The 12,673-nt window shown below is 48.7% G+C and carries 9 protein-coding genes; 6 read left to right on the top strand and 3 right to left on the bottom strand.

Annotation, left to right across the window (positions count from 1 at the left end):
- Nucleotides 1-45 precede the first annotated feature (45 nt).
- The gene (locus tag V5J35_RS15515; protein WP_354008013.1) at nt 46-1,335 is read left to right on the top strand and encodes a hypothetical protein; all 1,290 of its coding nucleotides are present in this window, start codon (nt 46-48) and stop codon (nt 1,333-1,335) included.
- 26 nt (nt 1,336-1,361) lie between these two features.
- Here the strand turns inward: V5J35_RS15515 and V5J35_RS15510 are convergent, their stop codons facing one another.
- Nucleotides 1,362-2,510, bottom strand: coding sequence for a hypothetical protein (locus V5J35_RS15510; RefSeq protein WP_354008012.1), 1,149 nt, complete (start codon nt 2,508-2,510; stop codon nt 1,362-1,364).
- 111 nt (nt 2,511-2,621) lie between these two features.
- The gene (locus tag V5J35_RS15505; protein WP_354016432.1) at nt 2,622-3,599 is read right to left on the bottom strand and encodes a ribonuclease Z; all 978 of its coding nucleotides are present in this window, start codon (nt 3,597-3,599) and stop codon (nt 2,622-2,624) included.
- Between the two features lie 184 nt (nt 3,600-3,783).
- Between V5J35_RS15505 and fusA the strand changes: the two genes are divergently transcribed.
- The 3 genes from fusA to V5J35_RS15490 all read left to right on the top strand — a co-directional run bounded on the left by fusA (nt 3,784) and on the right by V5J35_RS15490 (nt 8,752).
- Nucleotides 3,784-5,820, top strand: a complete 2,037-nt coding sequence (gene fusA / locus V5J35_RS15500; RefSeq protein WP_354008009.1) for an elongation factor G — start codon at nt 3,784-3,786, stop codon at nt 5,818-5,820.
- Between the two features lie 183 nt (nt 5,821-6,003).
- Entirely contained in the window at nt 6,004-7,164 is a 1,161-nt protein-coding gene (locus tag V5J35_RS15495) for a murein hydrolase activator EnvC family protein (RefSeq protein WP_354008008.1), read from the top strand.
- 148 nt (nt 7,165-7,312) lie between these two features.
- The gene (locus tag V5J35_RS15490) at nt 7,313-8,752 is read left to right on the top strand and encodes a S41 family peptidase (RefSeq protein ID WP_354008007.1); all 1,440 of its coding nucleotides are present in this window, start codon (nt 7,313-7,315) and stop codon (nt 8,750-8,752) included.
- 129 nt (nt 8,753-8,881) lie between these two features.
- Here V5J35_RS15490 and V5J35_RS15485 read toward each other — a convergent pair whose 3' ends face one another.
- Entirely contained in the window at nt 8,882-9,052 is a 171-nt protein-coding gene (locus tag V5J35_RS15485; protein ID WP_354008006.1) for a hypothetical protein, read from the bottom strand.
- A gap of 214 nt (nt 9,053-9,266) precedes the next feature.
- Between V5J35_RS15485 and V5J35_RS15480 the strand changes: the two genes are divergently transcribed.
- Both V5J35_RS15480 and V5J35_RS15475 read left to right on the top strand, forming a co-directional pair.
- On the top strand, nt 9,267-10,904 hold the full coding sequence (locus tag V5J35_RS15480; protein WP_354008005.1) for a hypothetical protein: 1,638 nt from the start codon (nt 9,267-9,269) through the stop codon (nt 10,902-10,904).
- Nucleotides 10,905-11,016: 112 nt separating this feature from the next.
- Nucleotides 11,017-12,666, top strand: coding sequence for a hypothetical protein (locus V5J35_RS15475; RefSeq protein ID WP_354008004.1), 1,650 nt, complete (start codon nt 11,017-11,019; stop codon nt 12,664-12,666).
- The last annotated feature ends 7 nt before the right edge of the window (nt 12,667-12,673 follow it).

Here is a 12,673-nt window from a genome sequence, read left to right as displayed (position 1 = left end):
ATGGACTATTTTTTACTCTTTGTCGCTCTGAAGCCGGGTTGCCCTATGATGTTCAAAAAAATAGTACTTTCGTACATATTTCTGCTACTGGCCAGTCCCCTGACCATAGCTGGCCAGAAATACGAATATCTGCTTTATAGCGAAAACGCCAGTGCTTCTATGGTGCTGGTAAAAGTCATAGAAGATGGCCGCCACAAGACCCTCGCTTCTGTAGCCGTTGAGTTTTCTAAAGATCAGGCGTTCAAAAGCTATGCGGGTAATATTGCAGTCACTAAAAAAGGTCATCCCGAGCTGGAGTTTCCCGGAATGGCAGAAAAGCTGACCGAGAGAATGATGGCTGTACAATCCACGTTAAAAAAAGAAACGGCACTCAAGGCACCAGACTCAGAGTTTTCAATGGTGATGGCGGTAGCAGGTTATGAAACTATTCACGGCACTCACCCACTTCTGTTTCCTCCTCAAAAAACCCGTGAACGTGAAGAGAAAGCGAAAACCAACATTGTCAGCGTCTTTGCGGACAATGGGCTATCCATTGCTGCAGACTCTATTTATGGCTGTGGTGATCAGGACTTCGTGCTGCAGCTTGCCAGCGAAATTGATCACAAACCACACCTGACCCTGTTCAAGGCCACTTACGATATTCTCTTACTGACTCAACCTTCCTCTTTTGAACCTGTTAGCAAATGGGAGTCAGTCCATAAATACCCGTACACGAATGATCAGTACCAGAGAAAAAACAAAAGCCTGCCTTCAGGCAGCTCTTTTGGGCTTGGCTTTATAGTGGGTAACCGTTTCTACTCCAAAAGAGCTGTTTCGAAAACGCCAGCCCCCTGCTTTGGTCATGAATGCAGCCGTAAAGAACGGGAACGGGCAGAAGCTGAGGAATTCAGACAGGATATGAAGCCTTTATTCCCAAATATGACCGATGAAGAAATTACCGGGCGTTATCAGGGACTCAAACGGAATAATGAACTTGGGGACAATACCCTGAGTTTGTATAAAAACAAGCAACAAGCCAACTGGTTGCATGTTGTGGACAAGGCTCTGATCAATGATGGCGCAAAACAACTGGTCAGGGAAATTACCCACCAGCTTCCGCTTTTGCATAAGCTGCTGCACGAATTTCAGAGTGACGATGAAACTTCAGGCATCACTGATATTCATGTGATTGGTTCCCACGAAGACATTTATGAGACCGTTCCTGCTTTGAACACTTTCGTGACCACTGAAGGGACAATATACAACTTCCAGCTCAAGAGAGTGCCTGAAGATACCACTAAACAGCACGCTGCCGATGCATTGGTTCACCTGACTACCAGACTGGCGACAAATTAATTGGGTAAAAAACCTTACCCAATCAATCAAAATTGACGCAGGGTACCGTCGCCAAGTAGCACGGGCAGGTAATGTCTTTTTGGTGTGTATTGACGATTAGGGCATTCGTACTGAGGAACTAAAGACGCAGCCAGCCCCAACGCCCAGAAAGCACCTAAATATTTCCGCGAAGATGGGTTCTTCCATCCATATATCGCACTGGAAGATGCTGTAATAAACAACACAGGAAGCTTGAACAGGTATAGCATTATTTTGTCTACCGGTGGAATGCCTGCGGGAGCTGCGCTGGTACCAATCCGGGAATGAGTTCTGTTATGAGTTCGGTACATGTCCTCCAAAAAGCTGTAACAATGTTCCCAGCCCTCAGCAAAAAAATAGTCCTGCCACTGTTTCCAGTTTCTCTGTGATTTCTCAAATAAATTGAGAAAAACCTCACCTGCTGGTTCATTTGAAAGTGAGAATCTCTCAGAAAAATTTCCAGTATGGTCTGAAGTGCCAATCAGAGCCTTCAAGTCCAAGAATTGATTGCCAGAAACCTGTACCTTTAATTGACAATCATCAGAGCTAAAACCCGAGATTCGGCAAACAGTGTTTCTCTCAAGGTATTGATTGATAAAAACGCTTAACTCCTGAATTGATACGCTTCTATTATATTCAATACGGCTCACCCACATATCCAAAACATCAAGCTCTTTATCTGGCTTCACCAGTATTTCTGACTGATATCCAAACCGTTTGGCCTTAAGATGTAAATTATCGCTGACATCCATTAGCCAGAGATCGGATTTCAGATACCCCGTATCCGAATTCAGGGAAACATAGGTATGAGGAAATGACCCTACCAAAATGACTCCTGGCTTCCTGTGAAACAATGACAATACAGTGTAAGCACCCTGCTCGATCAAATATTCTTTTAATCTGTTAGCAGATTTTATTTCGTAAGATTCAGGTTTTCGAACAATTGGACTCCAACCCTCTGATTCCAGTTGTTTAGTCCACCTCTCAAAAATTTTTTTATCTAAATAAGGGAATAAGTTTTTTTGAACGATAATATAAACTTTATTAGGCTTGGCCTTTTCGTACAGTTCTTCAACCAAAGTAGTTGCACTCAGATAATAGGGAAAAAGAACTGTCGTCAAGACAGCAGCAATAAACCACTTTATGAATGGGGACATAGCAATATACATCTTCTTGTGTCGAACAAGTGGCAAGCAGTTAAGTTGATCCCACCGTAAAGGTAAAGTTTCTGCTTCAACAAATCTGTCACGACATGTCGCCAGTGCCAGTCAATGATCTTTCAACCGCTCCAGCCTTCCGTCTCTACCTAACTGCCAACACCCCCAGTCTTCAGCCAGACTGACTGTCCCATGAAAGTAATGCTTCGCTTCTTGCCGCAACATTTCTACCCCATATTCTCCCGGTTTGGGAGAACGACGATAACGACCGCTGAAATGCGTAAGAATGACATGGTCAACCTGCGCCTGCTCTGCTGCTTCTGCCACCCTTTTTGCCGTACTGTGCATATACTTCGGCCCGACTTTACAAAAAACGTCTTCCGTAAAGGTCGCTTCGTGAACCATTAACTGCGCCCCCTGCAATGCCGTATGAAGCAAGCCGGGCTGGTCATTGTCGCCACCGATAACAGCGACTCTGGCAGGCGGGGGAGGCTGGCGAACCTGCTCAGGCTCAATCACCCGACCATCTTCGAGAGTCACCGGCTGGCCGCTCTGCAATTTTCCCCATAGCGGCCCCCTGGGAACACCCAGGGCATTGAGCCGATCCTGATCCAATGCACCCGGATGACAGCATTCCGCAAAACGATACGCAAAGCTGGGTACCCGGTGGGACAGCTCGTGGGAAGTCACTGAAAAGTGGTTATCACGGTATTCAAAACTTTCCACATCGGTTGCCCTGAATGTCAGTGTAAAGGGCAGCTCTGTGACAGCGGCACATTGCAAGGCGTGCCGCACAAAACTCTCAACCCCGGCTGGGGCGCAAATGGTCAGCGGGTCTTTGCGCCCCTGCATACTCGCTGTTGTGATCAGTCCGGGCAGGCCAAACATGTGATCACCGTGAACATGGGTAATAAAGATCGTTTTTAAACCGGAGAGGGTATAACGACTGCGCATCAAGCGGTGCTGCGTACCTTCCCCGCAGTCCACCAGATACCATTCTCTCTGTTCATCCAGCGCCAGCGCCAGTGCTGTCACATTTCGTTCCAGGGTGGGGACGCCAGCAGAAGTGCCTAAAAAGGTCAGTCTCATTGATCAGCCACTCCCTTTCACACACATTCAATACACAAATCCGATACATAATTTCAATACGTATAATCAAAGCATAACACGTTCAAACACCCAGCATTGATCAGGGACAAAATAAACGACATCACACATACATATACTCAAAGGCAAGAACAACAATTCTTAATCGAGACCGGGAGGTGACAAGATGGCCGCATTCAACGACCATATTCGTAACATAGCTCTGTTGGGTCACGCTGGCAGCGGGAAAACGGCACTTGCGGAGACCCTGCTGCATGCCTCCGGCGCCATCAAACAGAAAGGCGATGTCAGCAGGGGAAACACCGTATCAGACTTTACTGACCAGGAAAAAGCCGCCGGACACTCTCTCGAAACCAGCATTCTTCAGTTTGATCACTTTAACACCCACGTAAACCTTCTCGACACTCCCGGATATCCTGACTTCTTTGGCCGTGCCATGAGCATTCTGCCTGCGGTTGAATCTGTGGCACTGGTCATTAATGCCCGACACGGTATCGAACCGGTGACCCGCCGGGCATTTGAGCAGATGCATGAACGTAAAAAATGCGGCCTGATTATCATCAACCAGTGCGACCTTCCTGAGATTGGACTGGAATCCCTGTTAATGGATATCCAGGATCAGCTGGGCAGCCAGTGCCTGCCCATTAACCTGCCATCAGAAGACGGCAGCCGGATGGTTGACTGTTATTTTGCACCGGAATACGACACTCCAACCGCTTTCAGCTCCGTTAACGAAGCCCACGACCAGCTCATTGATCAGGTCGTAGAAGTGGATGAAGCGTTGATGGAACTGTATCTGGAACAGGAAGAAAGCCTGCAGCCAGATCAGCTTCACGATCCTTTTGAACAGGCACTGCGCGAAGACCACCTGATTCCCGTATGCTTCACTTCAGCAGAAACCGGGGCAGGTATTGAACAGCTATTGCATACTCTGTGTGAGCTGATGCCAACGCCTTCTGAAGGCAACCCACCTCTTTTCTTAAAAGGAGAAGGAGAAAATGCAACCCCTGTCTCTGTCGTTCCAGACCCGGAGTTACACGCCATTGCCCATGTTTTTAAGGTGTCCATGGACCCTTACATTGGGCGGATGGGTGTGTTCCGTGTGCATCAGGGGACAATTCGCAGCGGTGACCAGCTTTTCCTTGGCGACGCCCGGAAACCGGTTCGCATCGCGCATCTGTTAAAGCTTCAGGGCAGTAAAACGACAGAAGTCATCGAGGCCAGCCCCGGGGATATCTGCGCAGTGGCCAAGATCGACAGCCTGCATTTTAACGGGGTTTTGCACGACTCCCACGATGAAGACCATCACCATCTGCGCGACCTGCAATTCCCACCCTCCATGGCCAGTCTGGCCATCGCTCCGGCGCACCGGGGTGATGAGCAGAAGCTTTCAGAAGTTCTGCATCGTCTGGTCGCAGAAGACCCCAGCCTGACCATTGAACATCGGGAACGGGAAAATGAAACCGTTCTGTTAGGGCTGGGAGAAACCCACCTGCAACTGTCCATTGAAAAGATGGCTAAGGTGTATGGTCTGGAAGTCGCGACTTCAGTACCCAGCATTCCATACCGCGAAACTATTCGTAACAAGGCCGAAGGGCATCATCGACACAAGAAACAAAATGGCGGCTCCGGTCAGTTTGGTGAAGTATTCCTGCGCATCGAACCTTTGCCCAGAGGCGATGGTTTTGAGTTTGCCAGTGAAGTAGTGGGCGGCGTTATTCCATCCCAGTACATTCCAGCCGTCGAAAAGGGTGTTCGTGAAGTCATGCAGTCCGGTGCCATTGCCGGTTATCCCATGCAGGATATTCGTGTTGTGGTCTACGACGGCAAACACCACAGTGTCGACTCCAAGGAAATTGCTTTTGTTGCTGCGGGTAAAAAAGCATTTCAGGATGCGATCCAGCAAGCCGACCCGGTTGTGCTGGAACCGTTTGTTGAAATGGACATTACGGTTCCCAATCAGGCAATGGGCGATGTCACAGGACACCTTGCCAGTGAACGAGGCATGGTCACCGGTACGGATGCAGGCAAAGATATGAAAGTCACCGTGCATGCTCAGGCACCATTAGCCAATGTTTCCGGTTACAGCAATACGCTGAAATCCATGACCGGCGGTGATGGTGAGTACAGTATGCAATTCTCGCATTATGACTGCGTGCCGGTACCCATTCAGAAAGCATTGGTGAAAGCCTGGCAGGCATAATATTCATTCAATGATCTGGCAAACCTCTTGGGCCTGCTTTTACGCAGGCTCTCTTTTAACTCTGTAGCCACTTTCACGTTTCGGGGTGAGCTGCTTTTTCCGCTCATGACCGTTTGTCATTGTTTTACAGGTTTAATTAAAGGCATACTGAGGTACTAAATACACAACCTGTGACGTTTGATAATGAAACCAACAGCAACGCCGCCAGTGCTTGCGCTGTCGCTGGTTGGACTGTTGTCCATGAGCAGCCCTGGCAGCTTTGCCAGCGCCGCAGAGGATGCAGCAACCAAGGCGACCACAGAAGCCCAGCTGGAAACGATTAACAGCGACATTGAGCACCTGAAAGGTCTGCTCTCCAAACTCAACCGGGAGCGATCTTCAACAGAACGAAAGTTGCAACGATCTGAACAGGAAATGAGTGAGTTGCGCCAGTCGATTCGTAGTCTTGAAAGTCAGCTGGAGGAAGGGAGTAAACAGGTAAAAAAGCTCCAGCGCCGTCAGCAGGAACTGGCGGCGAGAAAAAATAAAGAAAAAAAACACATCGCCAGCAGTGTACACTCAGCCTACCTTGCCAGCCGGGAAAACCGGCTTAAGCTGTTGCTGAATCAGGAAAGTCCGGAAGATATTTCACGTCATTTAACGTATTTAAAACATCTGCAGCAGGCGCAGCTGGATGCGATTACTGCTTTCGAGAACACGCTCCGGGAAATTGATGACAACACCCGGGAGCAGCAGCAGGTCAACACTAACCTTACCCGGCAAAGAAACAGTCTGCAAAAGCAACGTGATGACCTCAACAAAGTACAGGAACAACGTCAGCGCCTGATCAGCCAGATTCGTCAGCGTCAGGGCAGCAGTAACCGACGCCTGCAGGATCTTGACCGGCAGCGGGACCAGCTGGAAACCATTCTGTCACAGCTGGCGGCCAAAGCCGCTTTGCAGCGTCCGATCACCAGCAACCAGGGTGAACTGCAATGGCCGGTAGAGGGTGAAGTCCGGTATGGCTACCAGCAAAAACGTCCGGGTACCGGTATGAGCTGGGAAGGGGTATTGATTTCCGTTGACTCCGGCACACGGGTTAACGCAGTACATGATGGCACCGTTATTTTCTCAAACTGGTTAAGAGGCTTTGGTCAACTGATTATTCTGGATCATGGTGATGACTACCTGACCCTTTACGCCCACAACCAGTGGCTGTTGAAAGCCGAAGGCGAAACCGTTCTGGCCGGAGAACCGCTGGCACTGGCAGGACAGAGTGGCGGACTGGAAGAACCCGGGCTCTACTTTGAAATACGCCACCAGGGCAAACCTCAAAATCCTTCACGATGGCTGCAGACCCGTTAGTGCTGTTGAAGATGCACCACAGACAACCGATAGACTATAGAATGAACACCCTACTTTTCGGGATGCAAGAGTACAGAGCGATGGCCTTGCCATGTATTCACTACAGCCTCCTATACTTGAACTCTCATAACAGTTTGCAGGAGCATCCATGACAACGACTTTTCGCTTTAACCGGCTGTTATTAGCCAGTATTCTGGCCTTATCAACCGGTTACTCACCCATTGGCTTGACGGCACCTGTTGGTGAAAAAGAACAACCTGTTAAAGAAGCCAGCAAGTCTACTGACAGTTCCTCTTCAGAGAATGCCAAAGCAGCCAGTGAGAAAGGCCGTTTGCCACTGGAAGAGCTGCGAACGTTTACCGAAGTCATGCAACGCATCAAGACCGCCTATGTCGAGGAAGTGGATGATAAAACGCTGCTCGAAAACGCGATCAAAGGCATGTTGTCGGGTCTTGATCCTCACTCCGACTATCTGAAGCCTGATGACTTTAAGGAGCTGGAAATCAATACCTCAGGTCAGTTCGGTGGCCTGGGTATTGAAGTGGGTATGGAAGATGGCTTCATTAAAGTCATCTCCCCTATTGATGACACGCCCGCCCAGAAAGCAGGCATCCAGCCCGGCGACCTGATCATCAAGCTGGACGACACCAGTGTGAAAGGCATGACCCTGATGGATTCGGTCGACCGTATGCGCGGCAAACCCGGTGAACCGATCAAACTGACCATTGTCCGTGAAGGCGAACCTAAACCGCTGGAAATTACGGTTAAACGCGACATTATCAAGGTACAGAGTGTTCGCTCCAAAACTCTGGAAGACGGTTACGGCTATATTCGCCTGAGCCAGTTTCAGTCCGACTCAGACAAAGAGCTGCTGGCTCACCTGGGCAAGCTGAAAAAAGCCCAGAAAGATGAAAAGCTGAAAGGTCTGGTACTGGACCTGCGTAACAACCCTGGCGGGGTTCTGCAGGCCGCTGTTGGTGTGGTGGACAGCTTTATTAAAGAAGGGCTGATTGTCTACACCAAAGGCCGTATTCCTAACTCAGACCTGAAGTTTAATGCGTCCAGTGTGGACCCATCCAACGGTGTTCCACTGGTGGTTCTGATTAACGGCGGTTCAGCCTCTGCTTCCGAGATTGTGGCGGGCGCACTGCAGGATCACCATCGTGCGGTATTGCTGGGTACACAGACCTTCGGAAAAGGTTCCGTTCAAACCGTACTGCCACTGAGCGTTGATTCTGAACGGGGACTGAAGCTGACCACTGCGTTGTATTACACCCCAAGTGGCCGGTCTATTCAGGCGGAAGGCATCAAGCCAGATATTGTTCTGCCCCGTGCTAAAGTCACTCCGATTGAATCCGTTGAACAGTACAAGGAAGCTAATCTGCAGGGACACCTGAGCAACGGCAACGGCAAAAAAGCCAAAGCCACCGACAAAAAAGAAACCAAGCCCGAGAAAAGTCTGGCTGAAGAAGATTACCAGTTAAGTCAGGCCCTGAATGTTCTCAAAGGTATGCATATTGGTGCCTGGAAGAAAGAGGAGACAGCGAAGAAAGCCAGCAAACAGCCACAGCAGGCTGATGCTAAATAGCCTTAAGCCGCTGTTGATGAACAGCCTGTTTTTATCGCCATAAAGACCGCGCTAAAGGAGGATGGCAACTGCCATCCTCCACTGACCACTCTTATCAATGACAATCATTTGATAATCATCCGCAGAATTTTAGACACCACTTTCCTCAATAAACTCTATCGCACCGACATTACCGCCCGGTGAACGAACATTCACCAACACCAACGCAAACTGTTTAAGGTGGTGGTTAGTGCTGTCAGCATGCTGATAAATTTCAACTTTTTTCTTGTCGGAAGACTGGCGCTGTACTATAAAGTCCAATCTAAACACTGATAATAATCATTCGTAATTAGTTTTCATCTAAAGGGCTATATGACTATAACTCTTCAGCCAGTGGTGTTATCGCTTTGTGAGGTATCGGATGAAGCAGGTCGCAGGTCGTCTACTGAAAAAATATTTGCCTTGGTTCGTCTATTTACCTGAGTCAAAAGATAGCCCCGGGGTGGCTTTTTTGGGAGCTTTATGCCCGGAGAAGATGTTACCTGTTTCTTTGTACACTTTGATCCCAATATTTCTGGTATTGCTGACTGTTGACGGCAGTCTGGCAGCTCCTTTCAACTCTACAACCCAGACTCCCCCATCAACCACTACAGCAACAACGACTGCCGGAGGTGGGCATTCAGCATTCAGGGATAAACTATCCGGCTACTGTAACGGTACTGTTCATTATGGCGATTTAAATTTAGACGACACCGTAATATCGTCTGTGGTCACGGCAGTAGAAAATTTCAGGACAAAGCATCCGGAAGAAAAAATTTCCCAGTGTGTTATTAAAATTCCTGACAATAGCGCACTGGATGAAGCAATCTTATCTTTTAATGAAGGAAAGTTGCCGAGTGAAGTCTATGGCACTGCTTTTTTGCTGCTTGGAAAAGGTGTCAGGACATCCGGTGAGGGTAAGGTTGAATCCTGTCATTTGCGGGCCTATCGTTTTGCCGGCAACCCGCAGAGCCAGCTCTCTGCGATTCAGGATGGATGGGAGGATTCTTACCAGGTGAGGGAGTCTATCCCTCTGGCAGCAGGGCAGAAGCTGATCGCAGTGCCGCTTAATATTAATACTTCAGCTCTGGCCGGGAGCTATTACGTAAACCTCAAGCGTACTATCACTGGGCAGATCCGGTGCAAAAAATACAGTACAGATTTTACCGGCTTTGATGTCGACCGGGATTATCTTATCCGATTGTTGTACCCGGGTGTTGTGGTTTCCGGTTTTACCAACATTATCGATATGAATGAAAAAGCCACTCTCAAAGGTACTTGTACCAGAAAAGGGAGGCGCGGGTATATTTTTAGCAAGTCCCACGAAGGCGAGGTTGATGCCTACCTTGGCTATAGTGGGCTGATAAAGGCAGAAATAGACCCGAAACTGGTAACCCCCGGAGATGCTCTCTTCTACGTTATTTCAGGTAACGAATTTTTTCAGGTGAAAGAGCCAGCGATTGATATAGCCTTCAAACAGGGAAGTGACAGTATCCATTCAAACCGGATGGACAATATGACCTTTGTTCAGATAAGCAATAACCGGCTCTACTCATGTCACCCCCGGATAAGCGGTTCGCTTATGTCTCCAGTCATGAACATCAATACCTACTATCAGGATGATGCACAGAACCCGGAAACGATTCATGCCCTGACATTAGCCGAAAATCAACTGATGACGAAGGGGCGGACTGCTGTGAAGCTGTTAGCGGCTCCGAATACCGAGACAATTATTAAAAAGAACAGCTTTATCACTTCGGGGCGATCCATCAGTGATTCCAGAGGCGTCATTCTCACAGGCACTAATCACCTGAAAGATACATCACGGCCAAGGCCCGGTTTCAGTCTTAAAGACAACCATGTGGCCGGTTTTCAGGATGCATTGTTATTGGATGGAGCGCTCAGGCTGGAGCTTAATTCCAACCAGTTGAACGGGAATAAAAGTGCTGTTGCCAGAGTTCCGGGACAACTGACTGACCCTGTCACACTATCAGGTGATCGTGGAAATCGTTATCTGAAGAAAGTGGCGTCACCCTGTGAGGGGCTTGAATTATCCAATATCAAAGGGGGTTTTCTGTTTGTTGACGGGACACCCTGTCCATCGGATTACTCCGCAGCTACACCCCCTCCCTGACAGATATCAGCACCGGTTCTGTATTTATTGTGAGTTGAATGAGTCCAGTCATTTTCTGAGTTAAATGGTGAGGTTCCCTGTGAATTCCACAAATGTCAGGCCTGCGACAAACTTGATTTTTGCATTCCTCTTATGTTTTTTTTCTGTAGCAACCACAGCGGCACCGACTAACTCAACGACGGCTTCCCCGACACCAGTAAACAATACAACGGTAGCCGTTCTTCCCGTTACGACTCCAACCCCCGGGCCAGGTTTTACCCGGTTAAGCAAACTGTGCAACCACAACGTAGAGTATGGGGATGCCGCCTCTCTTGATGACGCACTTATTGCCAGTGTTGCTAATGGTCTTGACCGGTTCAGGAAAGAACATCCGTTCAGCCGGATTGACCGCTGTGTCATCAAAGTACCAGACGGTACTGAGCTGGATAATGAGATCGAAACATATAACGAAAACAAGCTTGGGTCTGAAAAAAATTACACTGCATTTTTGCTACCCGGAAGAGGGGTAAGAAAGCATCAGGAAAATAACGGAGAAGTCTGTGGCACGTCGGCGGTTGAGGTAGCGGGTGAGAACGGCAAGGAGCAGGAATCTCCATCAGTATTGCCACAAGTATGGCAGGACAGCTTTCTGGTAAACGCCCCTGTTGAACTGGAAGCCGGCCAGAAACTGATTGGCATCCCCCTGAATATTGGCAGTGCCACACTGGCAAAAGGTTACCGTGTCAATCTCAAGCGACAAACCACGGCCAGTGTTGGCTGTAATGGAAGCAACCTGCGCAGAACCATCAGGAACAGGGGGCCTTTGATTACCATTCGCCAGCCCGGTTCGGGGGTTTCCGGACTGACCAATATCGACGGGGTTTATGACAGAAAAGGCTACAGCCGGCGTTGTAGCTGGCGAACTCATCGCACGACTGTTTATGCGGACGAGCTTTATACCCAATTGATTAACATTGAGCTTAATCTGATGTCGCTTTATCCAACCAGAGGTTCGCAGCTGGTCAGCCTTTCAAATAATGAGCTTTTTCAGTTTGAAAATAGTGCCGTCAATATTTCATTGCTTGACCAGGGTCTTTTTTCTCGGTGGCTTAATGGGGGAACCTTTGTCAGCCTCCGTAATAATTATATTTACTCCTGTTTTACCAGGGGCAGTAAAAAGAGCAATGAAGTTGCGCTCAATATCGACCTTAGCTACCGGGATGCCGCGCCTGATCCGACAACAAATCACGCGCTTGAGCTAAAGGGCAACCGGTTTAGTACCCGTCACAAAACAGCGGTAAATCTGAATGTCTCTCCGGGGTCCGAATCAGTCATCAGAGACAATCGTGTTATTTCTGGCAAAACCGCTGCAGGATCATCGGGTATTGCGATCTCAGGTATTACATTGATGAAAGATACGGCGAAACCTGCGCCGACCTTTTTGTTTGATGGTAATGCCGTAGAAGGGTTTGAAGCCGCCATTGCGTTCGACGGCATAATGCGGATACAGCTTGATTCAAACAAGCTGCTGGGTACAGAGCACGCATTGAAGCGAATCGGACAGCATCGGGACTTTGCAGTACAGCTTTCCGGGAACCGGCAGAATTCATACCTGGGTGCGAAACCCTGTGCAACCCTTGAGAACAGCCGGATAGAAGGAGGTTTTCTGTTTGTCGATGATATGCCCTGTCCGGAAAGCTATACGGCTGCTACATCAGAACCACCGTCGCCAGAACTGCCATCGTCAGCTCCTGATGTCACAACATTTTCCCCGGATAAATAACCACTAA

It is taken from the genome of Endozoicomonas sp. NE40 (assembly GCF_040549045.1).
Lineage (GTDB): Bacteria > Pseudomonadota > Gammaproteobacteria > Pseudomonadales > Endozoicomonadaceae > Endozoicomonas_A > Endozoicomonas_A lisbonensis.
Note: the sequence above shows the minus strand (reverse complement) of the source record. Positions and strands in the feature narration are given on the sequence as shown.

Coding starts and splice junctions, on each gene's coding strand:
- V5J35_RS15490 (WP_354008007.1), top strand. CDS start 7,313: ATGACAACGACTTTTCGCTTTAACCGGCTGTTATTAGCCAGTATTCTG.
- V5J35_RS15495 (WP_354008008.1), top strand. CDS start 6,004: ATGAAACCAACAGCAACGCCGCCAGTGCTTGCGCTGTCGCTGGTTGGA.
- V5J35_RS15510 (WP_354008012.1), bottom strand. CDS start 2,510: ATGTCCCCATTCATAAAGTGGTTTATTGCTGCTGTCTTGACGACAGTT.
- V5J35_RS15505 (WP_354016432.1), bottom strand. CDS start 3,599: ATGAGACTGACCTTTTTAGGCACTTCTGCTGGCGTCCCCACCCTGGAA.
- fusA (WP_354008009.1), top strand. CDS start 3,784: ATGGCCGCATTCAACGACCATATTCGTAACATAGCTCTGTTGGGTCAC.
- V5J35_RS15480 (WP_354008005.1), top strand. CDS start 9,267: ATGTTACCTGTTTCTTTGTACACTTTGATCCCAATATTTCTGGTATTG.
- V5J35_RS15515 (WP_354008013.1), top strand. CDS start 46: ATGATGTTCAAAAAAATAGTACTTTCGTACATATTTCTGCTACTGGCC.